The following is an 18,178-nucleotide window of genomic DNA, read 5'->3' as shown; positions in this document are numbered from 1 at the left end:
TACTTCAAAGTTCCCAAGTGCTCCGACTTGCTCGGCGACGTTCTGCAATCCACTGGTGGCGGAATCGCTCCATAGTCGTCACACTAGCGATAGGGAACCTTGCAACTCTACGACAGAAATCGGCATCAAGCGCCGGAAAACTGGTGGCGATCGCCCGATAGAATCCGAGTTTTCCTGTTTCCCGACCCAATGGGAATATGACCCACCAACCAACCAGTCAACGCTATGGGAGCAATGTTCATGCACAAGCGGATATCAATGGCGTTCTTTTTTTCGCAAGTTCTACTGGTCGGTTGTGGGTTGGTCGTGCCAACTGCCAGCCAAGTTTTTGCTCAGGAAACTGCAAATCCAGCGGACGGGCAGCCAGCAGCCGCCCAGAGTAGCGAAAAAATTGGCACCGAAGGGGGAGTTGCAACCGAAGTCGCCAAGGCGAAGTCGCCCGAAACTAAGGGATGGAAGCCCGTTTTGCCCAAGGAGGGACTTAAGGGCTGGGAAAAAACCGATTTTGGAGGAGAGGGGAGCGTTGAATGGGATGGCAAGACGCTCGTTGTGGCAGCTGGCGAGCCGATGACCGGCATCCACTACACCGGCAAAGATTTTCCCACTACGAACTATGAAATTCGCTTCGAAGTGCAGCGGGTGGAGGGAAGCGATTTCTTCTGCGGCTTAACCTTTCCGGTGGGAGATGAATTTTGTTCTTGGATCGTCGGAGGATGGGGAGGTGGCCTTGTCGGTTTGTCCAACGTCGATGGTTTCGATGCCTCCGAAAATTCGACATCCAATTACACCACTTTTGAGAGCGATCGCTGGTACAAATTGCGATTGCTGGTGTCGGACGATGAGGTCATTACCTGGATCGATGGCAAGAAATACTGCCATCAAGATCGGGATTATCACAAGTTTTCGACGCGCATCGAAGTCTATATTTGCCAACCACTGGGGTACACCACCTACCGCACCAAGGCGGCCGTAAGGGGATGGGAGTTCCGCAAGTTGGATCAGGCCACACTGGCCAAGCTCAAGGCGGATCGCGAGTGACCGTGTCGACCACAACTATGTTCGCTAAGGTTAAGCACATTGATTAGAGAATCGTTTGATTCAGAGTTCGACGAGGGCGACTACTCCGAAGATGAAATGACGGGAGGTCTAAGCGGCAAGGAGGGGATTTCCTTCGAGTATTCCGACGGCGACTTCTCGGGCGGGGATATTCCTGGCCATGAGCTGATTGACTGGGATCAAATGTTCATGCGCCGCGCATTGACGCTGGCGCAGCAGGCGCGGCAGGAGGATGAGGTCCCGGTGGGGGCGGTCGTGACGTTTGGCAATCGAGTTGTGGGAGCGGGCTGGAATCAGCGTGAATCTCTACAAGACCCGACCGCTCATGCAGAGATGATTGCGATTACTCAAGCGGCCGCCGCTCTCTCCAGTTGGCGGCTGGAAAAATGCACGTTGTATGTCACACTGGAACCTTGTCCAATGTGTGCCGGGGCGGTTCTGCAGGCGCGCGTGCCTCGAGTTGTGTTCGGGGCGAGTGATCCCAAAGGCGGGGCGGTCACCACTCTGTACCGAATGCTGGATGACCCACGTTTTAATCATCGTTCTGATGTGACCAGTGGAGTGCTGGCCGATCAGTGTGGAGCGATACTAAGTCAGTTCTTTCAAGAGAAACGCCGGCAAGGGAAAAAATAGAGCAGCCATGACAGAAGAACCTCTCCAAATTGATCCCAGTCTTCTGGTTCGAATTCGTTTGACAGCCCATCGCTTTGATCGTGGATTTAGCGACCGGCCCGAAGCGCTGCCGGACGAAGCGATCGTGCCTTGCCTGAATACCGAATTGTCAGGGGAGCCGAAGTTCGCGCAGGTTCGTGTCGCGGTGGGCAAAGATGCCCTGTTTTTTCAGCTCGACGTGCAGGGCAAAACGCAGTTTCCTTGGTGTCGCGAGTCGCGGATGGAAGACAGCGATGGGTTGCACGTTTGGATCGATGCCCGCAACTCCCGAGAAATTCATCGAGCTACTAAATTTTGCAACCGCTTTGGGTTCTCTCCCATGGGCCGCGGCCCTAAGGCTGACCTGCCCTTCGTGGGGTGGGCCCCCATCAACCGGGCGCGAGAAAACCCCTCTCCTCCACCCGACGACTTGATGGCGGTTCGTGCCCGAGTGGCAGATGGTCGCTACCGGCTCGTCGGCGCCCTGCATTTCAATGCCATTGCCGGACTCGACGTCAATGATTTTCCAACGATTGGATTCTATTTCGCCGTGACGGATCGCGAACTTGGATGGCAGTCTCTGGCGCTCCAACCCGATCTGCCGGTGATGGATAATCCCAGTCTTTGGGCACAGCTCAAATTGAATTGAGCTGAATTGAGTTTGCTGCGGCCTGCCGCTGATTCTACTTCTCCGCGTGGTGGTGCTCGACATTAGCGGGCATTTAGCGGGCATCGCCGGATGGAGGGCATTGCCGTGTGCTTTAGGGCCGCGTGGGCTCTCAGACGTTTAGAGGGGGGAATCCAAGCTTGGCCTTGGAGCGCGCGAGCCGTCTGACTTCGCAGGATTACCCTGAGCATACTCTTTTCCTGGTCTGGGCTGTGCCATTCGCGCTAGGCCCATGTCCCACGAAGATCTCTCAACCTGCGAAAAGAGACCGCTCAGGACATTGCCCAGATCTGTGAGAAATTCTGCGACGGGGCCACCCAGCCCGGACGGAGTTGTGGAGTAGAACGGAGTTGTGGAGTAGATAGGGAGGGGCCTGTCTCAGCCAAACATGCAGCCCGAGCCACACTGGGGCTTGCCACATGTTCCTCCTGAGGGGGCCGGAGCAGTATTGCAAACCGGCAAACTGCCGCCATTCATGCTGGGCGCAGCGGCGACACTAAGCAGCTTGGTAAGTTTGGTGGAGTTGCATTGAGGGCACGCGGGCTTCTCGGACGCTGAGCGGATGAGCAATTCACTGTCCGCATTGCAGGCTTCACAATGGTATTCGTAGAGAGGCATTTTCGCTCCTTGATCGTTAGTGTCGTGCGTTAACTGTTCATCAAGCAACCCATTGCACGCTGTCGGGCATGTTGCCACTGAAGGTGATGAGGACAAGTTGATCCCTACGGCTTGAGCCTTGGTGGGACGGGCTCAATTGGTCTCGGTGTCGGCTGCTGGCGGATCGTAATTGAACTCCTGCCATTTGACCGCGTGTTCCATCGGTTCGATCCGCAGGACGGTTTCACCGTTTTGAAAAAGGCGTACCGTCCCGGTCGATTGACTGACGACGATTCCGATGGCTTTGGTCAGCTGCGAAATTCCGGCGGCGGCCCAGTGGCGCGAGCCGAGTCCTTTGGAGAGGGTGAGGTCGGCGTGCGAGACCTCGACGATCTGGCGACTTTTTTCAACGAATCCGTCTGGAGAAACCACAAAGGCACCATCCATCTGGGCAATTTCCTTGATGTCCTCTCGCACTTTAGCATCGGCCAAGTTGCGAGACTCACGCTTGTATCCCTTGAGCGGGTCGAAACCGGAGTCTTTGCAATGGCTGAGGACCTTGCGGGTGTCCCCGATCACGAACATGGTTCCGACCTTTTTCCCCTCGCGCCCCTCACGTCCAATTTGGGAAGCCAAGTCGATGACCGTTTTGAGGCTCTTGAGTGGAACGCTACTTTCGAGCCGTTGCAGATCGCGGCTGGTTAGTCGTCGGAGTCGATCGTCAAGCCGGATATGGCTGATGGAGTCGATCTTGCCGAACTCGAATCCACTGTAGACAGCGATGACGTCGCAGTTACTGCGGAGGAAGCCATCGGCGATGGCCTCTAGCAAAGCGTGTTGCAACCGTTCGAGGAGTGGAGATTTTTCTTTGTTGAGCGGCAAGGGAAGGAGGCCTTCCGATTCTGCTCCTTCCAGGTCTTCGAGCAGGTCTGCCGCCACGATGACTTGCTTCACACCTTCGGGAATTGTTTGCCGTAGCTTTTGCCAATCGGTCGAGCCGTCGAGCAGTACCAGCAGGGCGTCGGCGCCGGTCATGAGCACCAAACCCCCGGCCGTCTCCAGCATCGTGTTAAATTGCTTGGTAAGACGTTGGGTCACCATAAGTGGGCCTGGAGCTGAATTTTCGACTGGGGCATGGGGTGCGACAGCAGGTGGGCTCGTCCACGATGAATCGCTTGGTTCGCTCGATTCTGTTCCCTGTTTTCAAGCCTTCAGCAATTTAGTCCACGATGGATGGTTCGACAATCGCAACCCTTGTCGAAAGTTGGCCTGGGCCGCGAAAACTTTAGCGGGTCGACCGAGAGGGGCTCGCGCTAGCGCCGTACCGCAGGATGCGTTTCCGTTTGCGCGACGAAGCGTGCCATCTGTCCTGGCTCGGCATTGAAAACGCGTTGTTGATAGAGAGCTAGTGCGCGGAGTGCATGTCCCCGAGGGCCAATGGCCCAGTCGTGCGCTGGGTCGGCTCCAACGGTTCTCAGAAGGTATTCCACCGAGAGTTGGATTTGAGGGGAGCGTAGTGACTCCGTGGGTAGGGTGTAGATTAGCCACTCCAGGATATGGCCCGTCGTCTGCATCTTGCGCTCGACGTTGGCTTCAGCGCCGCGCCCCTCAAACCATTCCGTACTAAAGCTGCCATCGGGATTCTGCAAGGTAAACGCGTATTGAACATAATCGTTGAGGTACTGTTCGGCCCGATACCAGTGTCCATCGATGGGGAAACCCGCTTGTTGTCTGCGAATGACGGCGTAGCTCAGACCCATCAAGCGGTGGGAACCGCCACAGGCGGCGCCAATGACCGGTTGGGCTAATTCTTCGGCGACCATCTTCTCCAGTGACCAGGTTTGGCCACGATTGTCGCGCCACTGTTGGTCGGCTGGCAGGTAGTGTGAAAGTCCGATTAATTTGAAGGTGAGTTCGGATTTCTCGCGGCAGGTGGCCATCTCATACTTCACCAAATCGGCGATCGTATAGTTGCGGCTGCCGATTTGAAGTGGGTAGTCAATGCTGACCTTGGACTGGGCCAAGATTGCTAAAAACTGCCCCTCGTGTCCTTGCACGCCGGGGCCAAGATTGGTGCGGAAGCCGGTGCGCGTTGGCTGGAACATCCGCTGCTTGGCGCAAACGCCGTTGTAGCACATCCAACCGATGGCATTGACCCGACGATTTCCCGCCACGATTTCGGCTTCGACGCCGAACGGCAACGTCGCGTGCATGAGTGCCCAGGGACCTCGTCGAACTACATTTTCTGGGTGTGTTAGGAAGTAGTTTAAGCAATGGTTGATACCGCGCCGAATCTCGAGTTCACGGGTGGTGAACGAGTTGGGCGCTTGAATGATTTCGGCAATCGGTTCTGCAGAGCTCTCGGCAGCCGGCGCGTCGTAGGGATGCTCTTCCTGCTCTAGCGGGATATCGTCAGGCTGCGGGCCCGTCGCCAGGGCGTCTCCCTCAGGGGAGCCAGGGCATTCTGCCGTGCCAGTCGCTTCCTCTTCGGCAAACGCATGCGAGAATTCCAGGGAGTCGGCGTCGTCAAACGTGAGAGCTTCCTGAGAATCGTATGAGGAGTTGCCGGAAAGCTCCAGTGGAGCGGAAGCGTGCAGGCTGTTGTCCAGCTCGAAAGTCGTTGCGGCGGGAGTCTTAGTCGCCACCGTCGCACGCGGCGTGGAAAGCATTGGGGTGGACGTCGCCTTGGAAGCGGTGGCCGTTGGTCGTGAGTTGCGGTTCGCATTGAAACGGTTGGACGCCGAGGGAATGATCCGATCGCCAGGTGAGCGAGGGTGCCCGATCAGTTGAAAACGCTGAACTCCCTGCTTGGCCAATCCTGGGCTCTCTTCTTGGGGTAAGGCACGGACCGGTCGCTGCCCTCGAGTCGAAACGGCGATCCCATGTTCTTTGTCCCCATGCACCGCGTTACCAGACGAATCCGAATCGGCCATGGAATCGCTGGACTGCGAATCTGCGTAGGGGGCAACCATTGGAATGGTTGGATCCTCTAAGTCACTGCTCGCGGCAACCGAAGCCCGCACGCTTTTCTGCGGTTCGTCTCCATCGCTCGAGGCCTGCGCGACGTTCAAGCCAAGTTGGAGTTCGCTTGTCTTGGCGGGCACGGTCGCTGAAGGTGGTATGACTTTGGGCGTCACAAGCGCCGTTTGCTTCTCTTCTGCAGCGGCAGTTGCTGGTGGGGTCTTGGGCGGATTTTCTGGCACGGCCTGAGGCACGGCTGCATTGGGTGCGGCTGCATTGGGGGCCAGGGTCAACCGGATGGTGACTCCCGATCCTGCCGGTGCAGTGTCTGTCGCCCCGTTAGCTGCGTCCCCGCAGGTAAAGGGTGTCAGCACAGCTGCCAACACCAAGGAACTCGCAGCAATTCGATAGGTCGAATGATTTGAAGTAAACTTCATTTCAGCAACTAAATCTCGCAAAAGATCATTGGTAGACAGACGCAACGGCACGGTGGGACTTCGGGTGGCAGCAGCTAGAGAGGTTAAGCCTTACTTTTCAATACTAGCAAATGTAAGGATTCTCACTCTCCGGGAAGATGTGCCCAAGGGGTATGTTCGGCAACCGAGTGGTCGATACTAAAGGAGGCGGTCGGCAATAGCGGCAGCAAATGTCGAGATAGTATTTCTTGAGTCTAAACCCACTGAATGTGGTGATTGGTATTGTGACATTTCGTACTGAAGCCTTCCTTCGTTTCACCTCCGATTTGTTGATTTCTATTCTGCCCAAACTCGCAAATCGTCGATTAAAGTCGAGTTGCGGTCGCCGACCAGCGGCTTGCCGATCGAGTGGTGGTGCCCTCGATCACCAAGGTCACCATGCTCACTTCAACTCCCTGGGCGGCTGTCGGCCGGGCATTGTCCGAGGCGCGGTGCAAGAGTTGGAGGAGTTCGTAAATTCTGGAGAGTTAGTTCAGTGGGGCAGTGGCGAATCGATTCGTTCCCGGAGGGCTCAAGTCGTTGTTGGTGCTCACCAGCGAGCGGCAATCAGCGCGCTACGCACTTCGGAAAGCTGTACAGCGGGACCAGCGGGTGGAATGCCAATGACACGTCTGACAGTCTGCCCCCTCCCGCATTCGAGTACTTCCAACGTCAAGCAGCCATTGGTCGTCTGCTGAGCCAGCCCAACCTTTTGCCATTAGTAGGGTTTGAACTGGAGTGCTCCCAACCCTTGCTGGTTTACCCACGCATCGCGGCCCGACCGATGGCCCAGTGGCTGTTGCAGCAAACACACTCCCCTACCCTGCCGGAATTATTGCGCGTGGCCCACCAGTTGATGCTCGCCTTGCAGAGTCTGCATGCGGCGGGATACAGTCACGGAGCATTGCATGAGCAGCATGTGCTGGTGGATGCAGCGCAGCGCGTCACCCTTGTGGGACTTGGAAGCTGTGAGCCTATTGGACGACGCACGCAATTGACGCGCGTGGCATCGCGATTTGATCCGCCGGAAGTCCATGAGGGACCATTCGAGGCTTCCTCGGCTCAGGATGTCTACTCGGTGGCATTCCTGCTTGGGAGGCTGCTGGGCCGCTCCTTCTTGGCCGCACCGCTTGGCCGAGCGATGCTGAGCCCCCTCCCCGACGCGCGTCCCACCACATCGGAACTAGCCTCCTTGCTGGAAGATTTGCAGACGCGTACAGTTGGACGTTTGCAGCCCAGGTGTCGTAGTGGTGAAACTCGAGCGACGGTTGCAGATTCCGATTTTCGGCGAGCCGCCTGAGTTGCGTGGCACGCTACACAGGAGAGCCTTAACTTGGACCGCAACCGATGGAATTGATTCCAACCGCCCTGTCACGCCATGACGATGGGAAGCTGCGCATTGAGTGGAGCGACGGGAGTGTTCGAATTTACACTCCGGCCAAGTTGCGAGCAATTTGTCCCTGCGCAACCTGCCGTGAAAAGCGTTCAGCGACCTCAGGGGAATCGCCCAAGCCACGCCTCCTGCCGGTGCTATCGATTGCCGAAACGCAACCAATTCAAGTCACTCGCATGCGCCCCGTCGGCAACTATGCCTACAACATTGGCTTTTCGGACGGTCATGATTCTGGCATTTTCACGTTCGACTTTTTGCATGAAGTTGGGCAGTCACCGGAAGCCGCCTAGCGGTCTGTTGGCCCATGCCGTCCAGCGACTATTCTTGTGCCAATGCGACGGCTAAATCTCTGATCTCTTCCAGCAGTCGAACATCCGGCTCGGAGTCTAGAGTCGCTACCGGGATTGGGGAGGAGGCGTGCGGAGCTTGGGGCTCATCACCCAGCCCCGCGGATTTGGCGGCCTGCCATTTGGAAAGGATTAGGTCGCGGATTTCGCTAGGGTTCCCCACCCCTTCTAGTCTTCCGGCATGACCGAGCGTGACCTGTTCGCCATGCGCGCCAGTCCCTCCGCCAGCGGTTTCGACAAGGACATCGGAAATGCCAAAATAGCGTTGCACGGGGCCTTGGTGAATCGACACGTTCTGAATGTTCTCGTAGGTAATCGTCGTCTCATGAATCAGCCAAATTCCTCGCCGAATTCGCATGCTGCGGTCGCTCAGCACATACCAAGTGGTGTCATACCGTAGATGGATCGCGATGTAGGCCACAATATCGGGCAGAATCATAATGGCCCAAATTGGCGCGGCCAGCAGGATACCGGCAATGGGGAAACTAACGAGCAGTACTATCCAGCCCACGAAGAGGACGCCATCGAAGAGAGTGAGCCCGATCCAAAAGAAGAGTTTTAAGTAGCGGAGATAGCCCTCGGCAGGACGGAAACTCTGAATACGCGTGTCGTTGGCGCCCGTAAACGTTGGCGGCTGTTCGGGAACGTCTAGCCAGTCGGTAACGAAGCGCCAGACGCCGCGATAGCACCATTGGCTTGCTCGGAGGATGACCTGCTCGGGAACTCTCATGAGTTTTCCCCCTTCTGTTTCGCTACCAAGACTTGTAACGCATCTCGGATTTCCTCCAAGGCGCGGGTCGCCCTCAAGCTGTTCGATTCGCTCGACAGGCATTGTGCGGCCTGCGGAATCGCTGAGGGGGCTGGCATTGCACTCGGGGAGGATTCGTGAGCATGCTGGCTCTGGGGGTGTTCATTTTTTGAGCCTCTCATTTTGCTGTAGAGGAACGTTCGCAGCTCGTCGACTTCCAAAATTCCCTCAATGGTCATCTCCGATTGGCTACTGCCCGAGGCGGTTTGCAGGCTGATCTTGGCCAAACCCATCCAGCGTTGCAGCAGATTGCGAGTGAGGTGGATGTCTTGAATCCGACGATACGTCAGGTAGACCTCTTGGCGAAAGAGTACGCCCCATTGCATGGAGACTCCCGTGTCATCGAACCGGTAGCGCAAGGTGGCGTAAGGTGGCGTAACGCATCCAGAGCGGGATGAGGACGATGGGAGCGAAGGGGCCCGACACCAGCGAACAAAGGAAGTAGTATTTCAGCAGACGTCTATCCGGCCGCTCTATGCGAGTTGGGTCGAAGTCTTGAGCTGGTGAGGCATGCATGGTCAACCAATCGGGTGAAGTCTAAGGAGGGGGAATGGACAAAACGGATTGCACCTCCCAGCCTCAGTATTCTATTCGTGGCTGCAACCGATTTCTTGGCGAGAGCAGCGCCTCGGCTTGATTTCCTGATCAACTTTACCTCTCGCCAGCGATGGCTGAAGGGACGCCTGAATTGTGCTATGATGGGCACGCCTAAAACATGGCTGCTGGGCAGTCGCACCACTGAGATGAATGCTTCGTGAACGTTCTTGCAATTGAAACGACCTGTGATGAAACGGCCGCAGCGGTGATTACCCGTGAACGCCACGTGCTGGCTTCTGCGGTAGCCAGCCAAGAGGAAGTGCACGAACGTTTTCAGGGGGTGGTTCCCGAATTGGCGGCGCGGGCTCATCTGGAACGGATCGTTCCCATTCTACGCAAAGTGGTGACGGAATCCGGGATTCAGCCCACTCGCGATCTAGCGGCTATCGCTGTAGCGACGGAACCTGGCTTGCCCGGTTCGCTGTTGGTGGGCTTGGCTGCCGCAAAGGCGCTGTGCGTTGCATGGGACAAGCCGCTGGTGGCGATCAACCATGTGCAGGCACACATCTACGCATGCCAGCTAGGACGCGCTGAGTCGATTTTTCCATGCGTCGGCTTTGTGGTCAGTGGTGGGCATACGAATCTGTATCACTGCCATGCGGCAAATCGGTGGAAGTACTTGGGAGGCACGATCGACGACGCGGTGGGAGAGGCGTTTGATAAAGTCGCGGTCATGATCGGATTGCCCTATCCGGGCGGATTGCACTTAAGCCGGCTGGCAGCCGAGGGAGATGCCACAGCTTTTGCGCTTCCTCGCCCGCTATTGAAAGATCGCAGTACCTTAAACATGAGTTTCTCAGGTCTCAAGACCGCAGTGCGTTACAAACTCACTGGGACTGGTAAGCAAGATTTTAGGGCTCTGGAATTGAGCGAGGAGTTGCGGTCGAATCTCGCGGCGAGCTTCCAGCAAGCGGCCGTTGATTGCGTGGTCGGCAAAGCCGAGCTGGCGCTCAAGCAGACAGGGCTTCGACGGCTGTGCGTCGGTGGTGGAGTAGCGGCAAATGACCTGCTTCGCCAAGATTTGGCCACCATGACAGAGCGATTGGGAGTCGAGCTGTTGATTGCGCCGAAAGATCTGTGTACCGACAACGCAGTCATGGGAGCCATCGCATGGGAAAAGATTGACCAACAAGATTACTCCCCATTAGACATCGATATTCATCCAGGATTATTACGCGGCGAATAGGATTGAGGGTTATCACAATGAGCAGGAATTTTTGTGCCATAGACCGGCGTCAATGGACCGGCGGCCTGTTGGCATCCAGTGCTTCACTAGCCCTTGCATCTCAGGGGGCAACACGGCTTCTGGCTGCTGACGGGAAAGCGCCTTTGCAGCGATTTCCGCGTGTGATGCAGGAGTTTTTGGTGCAGCAGGTGCGCGCGGCTCACCAACGAAGCCTCGACGCCCAAGCAGCTTTGAAGACTCACGCGGACGCCGAGGCATATGTCAGCTCGGTGCGCGAGAGGATTGCCGAGAGTTTCGGACCACAGCCCGAACGCACTCCACTCAATGCGCGGGTGACCGGCGTGTTGGATCGCGATGGATACACCATCGAAAAAGTGATTTTTGAAAGCCGTCCCAATTTTCCGGTGACAGCGAACTTGTACTTGCCGAAGTCCTCCTCTCCCGTACCGGGTGTCGTGGGCACTTGCGGCCATTCGGTCAATGGAAAAGCAGCGGAGGCCTACCAGTCCTTTTCGCAAGGATTGGCGCGTCTGGGATACGCCTGCCTTATTTTCGATCCCATTGGTCAGGGTGAGCGGCTGCAGTATGCCGATGAAAATTTGCGTTCTCAGGTCGGCGTGGGAGTGCGCGAACACATCCATGCCGGAAACCAACAGATCTTGGTCGGCGAAAATTTTCCAATGTGGCGAGCCTGGGATGGGATTCGCGCACTCGACTATCTGCTGACGAGGCCAGAGATCGATCCGCAGCATGTCGGGGTTACCGGCAATTCTGGCGGCGGGACGATGACGACTTGGCTGTGCGGTGTCGAGCCTCGGTGGACGATGGCGGCGCCCGCTTGTTTTGTGACAACTTTTTTGAGAAACGCCGAGAACGAACTTCCTGCGGATACGGAGCAGTGTCCCCTGAACGCGTTGGCGTTGGGACTGGAGCATGAAGATTTTCTGATTGCGATGGCGCCCAAGCCGATTGTGATCCTGGCGAAAGAGCGAGACTTCTTCGATGTCCGTGGTGCCGAGGAAGCGTATGGGAGGATACGCAAAGTTTACGAATTGCTGGGCAAGCCTGAGAATATTCGGCTGCATATTGGCCCCACGGACCACGGTTATTCGATCGAGAATCGTGAGGCCATGTACGGCTGTTTCAATCAGATAACTCAAGTTAGCGATTCGTCACGAGAGCCGGAAATTAAGCTTGAAGCGGACGAGGCACTGTACTGCACCGAATCGGGCCAAGTGGGGGAATTGAAGCCGACCACGGTGTTTGGGTTTACGCGCCAGCGGGCCAGCCAATTGGCTGCAGAACGAGCGGCAGTTGCTCCCGAGCAGCTACCAGGCCTCGTGCGCGAGGTACTGCAGCTTCCGGCTGCATTGCCCGCTAGTCCGCCTCATGCTCGGATTCTGCGAGATTTCGGCAAACGCGACTACCCGCAACCGTACGCTACCGCCTATGCCATCGAGACTGAACCCAACGTCTTAGCGCTGAGCTACCTGTTGAGCCCGGAGAGGCATCTCGCGCGGCCCCGTCGCCAGGGGAAAAAAGCAATCTTGTACGTGCCCCACCGTTCGAGTGACCAAGAGCTGCGCGAGTCGCTGTGGTTGCGGGAGCAATTGGAGGATGCCGAAGTTCCGGTCTTTACCTGCGATGTTCGCGGGATTGGAGAATCGCTCCCGAATACTTGTGGAACCAATACGTTTGACGATTCCTACGGGTGCGACTATTTCTACGCCGTTCACGGACTCATGCTGGGACGCCCCTACCTGGGACAGAAGGTGTGGGATGTGTTGCGAACGCTGCAGTGGATGGAAGTCTACGGATACGAAGAGGTTGAGCTTGTTGGGCAGGGGTGGGGAGCCTTGATTGCTACCTTCGTGGCAGTGCTTTCCGAGCAGGTCCAGGGGCTGCGAATCCACGATCGGCCTCCTGCGTTCACCAAGATTGCCATGGAGGAGCATTACGAAATGCCGCTGGCCTACCTATTGCCTGGTGTGCTGGAATCGTTTGACTTGTCGGATTGTGATCACGCGTTGAGGTCGAAACTCCGAAGTTGACTTGGGGGATGGCCGATGGCAGCGTCAGCACGGGAAATCAGGGTGCGTGGCGTGGTAAGGATGTTGCCTGCGCCGGTGCAACTGGCGAACTGCTGCCTGGTCCCGTAGCCTCCATTCCAATGGTCCCGGGAGACCAAGTACTCCGCCAAGCATCCTGTCTATCGCCTGCTCGAGCTACAGGACGCGTTTGGGAGGGAGGATGACATTGGCGGCCAGGATGCCTCCGACCAGGGCAGCGGCAACGATCACCATCGAGAAGGCGAAGTCGATGCCAGCGAGTGTCTGTCGGTCTAAGAAGGCGGTGAGTGAACGGTAGCCGATGGAACCTGGCACGAGGACGAGCAGGCCTGGTGTGAGGGCGACTAGGGCGGGCCGTTCGCGGAGCCGCGCGTAGAGATTGCTACCGATCCCGACAGCCAGAGCGCCGCAGAATGCACCCGTCTCGATTCCCAATGCTTGGCGCGTGAAGTAGCTTGCCAGATAGCCGCCCGCCGCCACGCACACGATGACGGGCCACTGGGGCCAACGAGCCCGGAAGACGACCGCGAAAGCAAGCGAGCCGACGACCATGGCCAGCCAGTGAGACCAGGTGGGGAGCTGTCCGGCGGGATCGATCGGTAGATTCCTCCAGCCGATGGCCAAACGCCATCCGAGCGCTACACCAATGGTCATGGTCAGCAGCGAAACGCAACTGCCTGCTAGTCGCGCCACCCCTGCCGATAAATGCCCCACGGCCAATTCGGTGAGTGCCACCGTGATGCTCAATCCAGGAATCATGACGATCAGACTGGCCAACGTGACCAAGCGGTCGTCGATAGGGGCAATGTAATGGGCAATTGCCAGCGCGCTGAGGGAAGCAAAGAAGCCGGAGAAGGGTTGTAGGAAACCATGCTCGAGTTTGAAGCGTAGGTGCAGGATCTCGAGAAAATTGATTACCAATCCAATCGAGGTTGCGGCCAGGACTTCCGTGGTAGTTCCTCGGAAGAGGATGGCCACAACACCGCAAGTGATCGCACTCGTCAGAAGGGTAAATGTTGCGGAATAGGTTGGTGGGGAGGCGGCAATCTCGTCAAACTTGCGGCTAGCTTCTTTGACTGTCAGCTCGGCATTCCGCAAATCGTCTAGGGTTTCATCGAATCGCAGTAGCTTGTCGACATCGACGGGCCCCGCGTCGACACGGCGGAGGTAGGTGCGTTCGTTTTCACCCGATTCAAGGGCCACGATCAGCGCGGTGGGAGTGTACAGAAAGACGCTTTCCACGCCGATCGCGGTGGCTACCTCGGACATGACCCGTTCCAAGCGATGGGAAGGGGTCCCATAGCGATGGAGCAAGGTCCCGGCCTTAACCAAAAAATGGTGCAGTTCTTCACGATCGAGGGGGGCTGGCATGCGAAGGCAATTATGGACAGGAGATGAAAAACCACGAGGCACTGCGACCTCGACTCGTTTTGGACTCGCTCATTGAGTTACTACCGATTTATACTCTAGGGCAACCGCGCCACGCACCCCACGAGCGAGTCGCTGTTCAGAATGTCCCCCTCTCACCACCTTGGTCGAACACGAGAACGCAACGATGAGCGAACGCAAACTTCAAGTCAAGCTGGCTGAGCGGAGCTATCCGATTTATATCGGCAGTGGTCTGCTACCCACGTTGCCGCAATGGATTGGTGAGCAATGCAGTCGCACTCGACACGCCGTTACGATCTCGGACTCCAGTGTGTCCTCGATAGCGGCGGCAGTCCATGATTCCTTGGTGACCGCCGGGTTTCGCACCACACAAATCGAAGTCCCTAGTGGCGAAAAGAGCAAGTCCGTTTCAGAGCTCGAGAGGTTGTGGAAAGCCATGTTGGGCGATTTCACCGATCGTGGATCGTTGGTCGTCGCGATTGGCGGTGGGGTCGTGGGAGATTTGGCCGGGTATGCAGCGGCCACGTTCGCCCGTGGCATCCCCTTGGTGCAGGTGCCGACAACGCTGTTGAGTCAGGTGGATTCCAGTGTGGGGGGGAAGACGGGCATCAACCTTCCCGGTGCGAAGAATATCGTAGGCGCGTTTTGGCAACCAAGCTTGGTCGTCATCGATAGCCAGACTCTGGCATCGCTACCCCGCCGTGAATTCGTATCTGGATTGGCCGAAGTTGCGAAGTACGGCGTGATCATGTTGCCAGAGTTGTTTGAGTATCTGGAGCAGAATGCTACCAACGTTCTGCTGCAGGACGAGGTTACCATGCAGCATATCGTATCGGAATCGTGTCGTAGCAAAGCCATCGTGGTCGAAGAGGATGAACGGGAGACGACCGGGCGTAGAGCCATCTTGAACTATGGGCATACCTTTGCGCATGCGATCGAAAATGTGGCCGGGTATGGAACTTATTTGCATGGGGAAGCGGTAGCGATCGGAATGCATATGGCTGCACTTCTGGCTGAGAAGCTGGGAAGAGTCTCTAAGGAATTCGTGGAACGCCAGGCTCAACTCTTACAGCGTCTCGAGCTGCCAATCCACTACTCTGCGGCGGAACCCGAACAGCTGTGGGCCGTCATGCAGCATGATAAGAAGGTGGAGCATGGGAACTTGCGATTTGTACTCCCCACGCGTCTAGGGCATGTCGAATTGGTTGCTGAAGTGCCCAAAGGGCCGGTATGTGAAGCGATAGCAGCAGCCAGTCGGGCATAAATTTTCCCAAAAGTTGTAAGGTGCGTCGTTTTTCCGCGTCCTTGATACTAGTGGGCGATCGTGCGACGCGACTATGCCCCACTTACCAATCCCACTTAACAATAATTCCCACTTAACAATAATATTGAGTAAAGCCCTGATGACGAACGATGTGAAAGATGCTGTAGTGCTGGTCACCGGTGCGAATCGTGGCATAGGGAAAGTGATTCTTGAGTCGGCACTGGCACAGGGGGCTAAGAAGGTCTACGCCGCAGTGCGCAAGCTGGAATCGGCTGTCCCGTTGGTCGAAAAATACGGCGCTCGGGTTGTTCCTGTTGAGCTCGACGTGACCGATGCATCCACGATTGCCGCCGCTGCAAAAACAGCCAGCGACGTGGAGATTTTCGTGAACAATGCTGGTGTGCTCAGGTCTTCAAGCCCCTTGGCGGAGGACGCAATCGATTCCTTGAACTATGAGATCAATGCCAACGTCTCCGGGTTGATTCGAGTAGCTCAAGCGTTTGCGCCGGTTCTAAAAGCAAATGGCGGCGGTGTATTGGTGCAGTTGAACTCCGTGGCTTCCCTAGTCGGTTTCGTCGAATTGGCGACGTATTGTGCCTCCAAGGCGGCGAGCTATTCAATCACACAGTCGCTCCGCACCCAACTCGCGGAACAGCATACTCAGGTGATCAGCGTGCATCCGGGGCCCATCGCTACCGACATGGGGAACGAAGCTGGATTCAGCGAGATTGCAGAGTCGCCGGAGCTGGTAGCCAACGCAATCTTCGATGCGGTACGCAGTGGTACCTTTCATGTCTTCCCCGACAGCATGGCTCAGCAGATCGGTGGGGCATACGCTTCCTTCCAGCGGGATGTCGTGGAAAAGGGAGGCCAGGAGGGATAAGCATGGCGTCCTGAAGTGGCGCGCCGCGATTGCTTCGATGCCGTGTTACCTTCCAGTCCGAAGGTGCGCGGCAGATGCTTGCGTTTTCAACCAGGCATTTAAGTGCGCAGACGTCCAACACCAGTTTGTCGCCCCGATCCTACTTGCGTTCCTTCATCGGCGCATCGAGTGGGATGAGTGGAAATTCGGCGCTGGGCGTTCGAACCTCCGACATCTGTTGAGTCAATTGTTGCACCAGCTCGGGGCGTTCCGCAGCTAAGTTCTGCGATTCACCAATGTCGTCCGCTAGATTGTAGAGCTCAACGTCCAGATTTCCTTTGCCCATGTCTTGGCGGATTGCTTTCCAGTCCCCTACGCGCAGCGATTGTTGACCACCGTATCCACCGAATTCACGATAGAGGTAAGGCCGCGGTTTCTGAGACTTGCCCTGCAGCGTGGGAAGTAGGCTGATCCCATCGCAATCTTGAGGTACCGACGAATCGGCCCCGGCAGCTTCCAACAGCGTTGGTAGCCAGTCTTCAAAACCACTCACTCGGCTGCTCTCAGAACCGGCGGCAACGTGGTGCGGCCAGCGCACGATGGCGGGTACTCGGACGCCACCTTCGTAGAGTGAGCCTTTGAGGCCTCGTAGCTCTCCGACGCTTTTGAAAAACGTGTAGTCGACTTCGTCGCCCAAGTGCGTGGTGCCATTATCGCTCGTGAAGACAACGATCGTGTTTTCGGATAGTTCCAGCTCGTCGAGCAAATCGAGCAGACGTCCAACATAGCTGTCCAGCCGCGAGATCATCGCCGCATAGGCAGCGCGTGGAGTGAAGTGAGGCGTGTAGCCGAAGCCCTTGGCTCGCGAGAATGGAGGGTCGGTCCACCCTAGGGAGGTGTATTGCTCAAGCTCCGCATCGGGAACGTGCAAGGCAACGTGGGGAAGCACTGATGGATAGTAGAGTAAAAAAGGCGCGTCACGGTGGGTGCGTATGAACTCTAGGGCTTGCGCATTGATGCGATCGGGTGCATAGTCTTGGCCTTTGAAGGCCTCGTAGCTCAACGGGTCCTTAGGGTCAGCATCTGCGGCGAGACTGCCGTGGCCTGGGATGGCTGGTTGGTTGGTGAGCTGGAGGTGAGAGGAATTGTCCCACAGATAGGATGGGTAATAACTGTGCGCATGGGCCTGACAGTTGTAGCCAAAGAAACGATCGATACCCTGCTTCAGGGGCTCTCCTTCCGAATTGGGACCACCCAATCCCCACTTACCGAAAGCACCGGTAACGTAGCCCGCCTGCTGCAGCAATTCTGCAAAGGTCACTTCGCTTGCGGGGATTGGCCACTGACCTTCGGGAGGTGTGGACCGATTGTTGCGTACATGAGCGTGTCCTGGGTGTTTTCCCGTCAGTAGGACACACCGCGATGGAGCGCACACTGCATTGCCACTGTAGTGCTGCGTGAAACGCATACCCTGGCTAGCGAGCCGATCAATATTGGGCGTTCGGATTTTCTCTTGTCCGTAGCAACCAAGTTCTCGGTAGCCTAGGTCGTCGGCCAAGATAAATACGATATTGGGAGGCTGATCCGCAGCCTGGAGGCTTGCCCGTGGACAGAGTGCCGTGGTAAGTATCAGCCCTGCGAGGAGGATTCCAGAGATATACGGTTTTCGCATCGTTTATGTTCTGCTTTAGGGACAAGGGCTTGGTAGACAGACCTGTACCACTAGAGGAATCGGGTGGCGAGCTGCGCCGACGAATTCCTCTCGCGTTACTAAATTATACCGCAAACGCGCGGTCCACTGCCCAGGAATTCGGCCATGCTGCTGCTTGGAGCGAGGCCCCGCTCGCTTCCAAATGCGCCTACCTTGGAATTTTAT

The 18,178-nt window shown here is 56.7% G+C and carries 16 protein-coding genes; 9 read left to right on the top strand and 7 right to left on the bottom strand.

What is annotated here, in order from left to right; all coding sequences use genetic code 11:
• Positions 1-240 precede the first annotated feature (240 nt).
• From Q31a_RS21345 to Q31a_RS21335, 3 genes are read left to right on the top strand one after another with little or no spacing between them, the layout of a single operon-like run.
• Positions 241-1,038, top strand: a complete 798-nt coding sequence (locus Q31a_RS21345; protein WP_145082375.1) for a family 16 glycoside hydrolase — start codon at positions 241-243, stop codon at positions 1,036-1,038.
• 39 nt (positions 1,039-1,077) lie between these two features.
• Positions 1,078-1,689: a tRNA adenosine(34) deaminase TadA gene (tadA, locus tag Q31a_RS21340; RefSeq protein WP_261342683.1), complete on the top strand. Its 612-nt coding sequence runs from the start codon at positions 1,078-1,080 to the stop codon at positions 1,687-1,689.
• A 7-nt stretch (positions 1,690-1,696) separates the two neighbouring features.
• Entirely contained in the window at positions 1,697-2,356 is a 660-nt protein-coding gene (locus tag Q31a_RS21335) for a DOMON domain-containing protein (protein ID WP_145082373.1), read from the top strand.
• Positions 2,357-2,752: 396 nt separating this feature from the next.
• Here Q31a_RS21335 and Q31a_RS21330 read toward each other — a convergent pair whose 3' ends face one another.
• The 3 genes from Q31a_RS21330 to Q31a_RS21320 all read right to left on the bottom strand — a co-directional run bounded on the left by Q31a_RS21330 (position 2,753) and on the right by Q31a_RS21320 (position 6,369).
• Entirely contained in the window at positions 2,753-2,992 is a 240-nt protein-coding gene (locus tag Q31a_RS21330; protein WP_145082371.1) for an FmdB family zinc ribbon protein, read from the bottom strand.
• Between the two features lie 132 nt (positions 2,993-3,124).
• A complete protein-coding gene (locus Q31a_RS21325) occupies positions 3,125-4,072 on the bottom strand; it encodes a DNA integrity scanning protein DisA nucleotide-binding domain protein (RefSeq protein ID WP_145082369.1) in 948 nt (315 codons plus the stop codon).
• Positions 4,073-4,284: 212 nt separating this feature from the next.
• On the bottom strand, positions 4,285-6,369 hold the full coding sequence (locus tag Q31a_RS21320) for a hypothetical protein (protein ID WP_145082368.1): 2,085 nt from the start codon (positions 6,367-6,369) through the stop codon (positions 4,285-4,287).
• A 514-nt stretch (positions 6,370-6,883) separates the two neighbouring features.
• On the opposite strand from Q31a_RS21320, the gene Q31a_RS21315 reads away from it, so the two are divergent.
• Positions 6,884-7,687: a protein kinase gene (locus Q31a_RS21315; RefSeq protein WP_197355471.1), complete on the top strand. Its 804-nt coding sequence runs from the start codon at positions 6,884-6,886 to the stop codon at positions 7,685-7,687.
• 47 nt (positions 7,688-7,734) lie between these two features.
• Entirely contained in the window at positions 7,735-8,070 is a 336-nt protein-coding gene (locus tag Q31a_RS21310) for a DUF971 domain-containing protein (RefSeq protein ID WP_145082364.1), read from the top strand.
• 28 nt (positions 8,071-8,098) lie between these two features.
• Here the strand turns inward: Q31a_RS21310 and Q31a_RS21305 are convergent, their stop codons facing one another.
• Together Q31a_RS21305 and Q31a_RS21300 are read right to left on the bottom strand one after the other, a co-directional pair.
• The gene (locus tag Q31a_RS21305) at positions 8,099-8,857 is read right to left on the bottom strand and encodes a PH domain-containing protein (protein WP_197355469.1); all 759 of its coding nucleotides are present in this window, start codon (positions 8,855-8,857) and stop codon (positions 8,099-8,101) included.
• On the bottom strand, positions 8,854-9,294 hold the full coding sequence (locus Q31a_RS21300) for a PH domain-containing protein (protein WP_197355467.1): 441 nt from the start codon (positions 9,292-9,294) through the stop codon (positions 8,854-8,856). Before Q31a_RS21300 ends, Q31a_RS21305 begins: the two co-directional genes overlap by 4 nt.
• A gap of 395 nt (positions 9,295-9,689) precedes the next feature.
• Here Q31a_RS21300 and tsaD point away from each other — a divergent pair, with 395 nt between their 5' ends.
• Together tsaD and Q31a_RS21290 are read left to right on the top strand one after the other, a co-directional pair.
• A complete protein-coding gene (gene tsaD / locus Q31a_RS21295; RefSeq protein ID WP_145082358.1) occupies positions 9,690-10,718 on the top strand; it encodes a tRNA (adenosine(37)-N6)-threonylcarbamoyltransferase complex transferase subunit TsaD in 1,029 nt (342 codons plus the stop codon).
• Positions 10,719-10,735: 17 nt separating this feature from the next.
• Positions 10,736-12,769 (top strand): alpha/beta hydrolase family protein, encoded by a 2,034-nt coding sequence (locus Q31a_RS21290; RefSeq protein WP_197355465.1) that lies wholly within the window; start codon positions 10,736-10,738, stop codon positions 12,767-12,769.
• 174 nt (positions 12,770-12,943) lie between these two features.
• Here the strand turns inward: Q31a_RS21290 and Q31a_RS21285 are convergent, their stop codons facing one another.
• A complete protein-coding gene (locus tag Q31a_RS21285; RefSeq protein ID WP_145082356.1) occupies positions 12,944-14,158 on the bottom strand; it encodes a threonine/serine exporter family protein in 1,215 nt (404 codons plus the stop codon).
• Between the two features lie 184 nt (positions 14,159-14,342).
• On the opposite strand from Q31a_RS21285, the gene aroB reads away from it, so the two are divergent.
• Both aroB and Q31a_RS21275 read left to right on the top strand, forming a co-directional pair.
• Positions 14,343-15,440: a 3-dehydroquinate synthase gene (aroB, locus tag Q31a_RS21280; RefSeq protein ID WP_145082354.1), complete on the top strand. Its 1,098-nt coding sequence runs from the start codon at positions 14,343-14,345 to the stop codon at positions 15,438-15,440.
• Between the two features lie 139 nt (positions 15,441-15,579).
• A complete protein-coding gene (locus Q31a_RS21275; protein WP_145082352.1) occupies positions 15,580-16,323 on the top strand; it encodes an SDR family oxidoreductase in 744 nt (247 codons plus the stop codon).
• A gap of 139 nt (positions 16,324-16,462) precedes the next feature.
• Here the strand turns inward: Q31a_RS21275 and Q31a_RS21270 are convergent, their stop codons facing one another.
• Positions 16,463-17,974, bottom strand: a complete 1,512-nt coding sequence (locus Q31a_RS21270; RefSeq protein ID WP_145082350.1) for an arylsulfatase — start codon at positions 17,972-17,974, stop codon at positions 16,463-16,465.
• Between the last annotated feature and the right edge of the window lie 204 nt (positions 17,975-18,178).

It is taken from the genome of Aureliella helgolandensis (assembly GCF_007752135.1).
GTDB lineage: Bacteria > Planctomycetota > Planctomycetia > Pirellulales > Pirellulaceae > Aureliella > Aureliella helgolandensis.
Note: the sequence above shows the minus strand (reverse complement) of the source record. Positions and strands in the feature narration are given on the sequence as shown.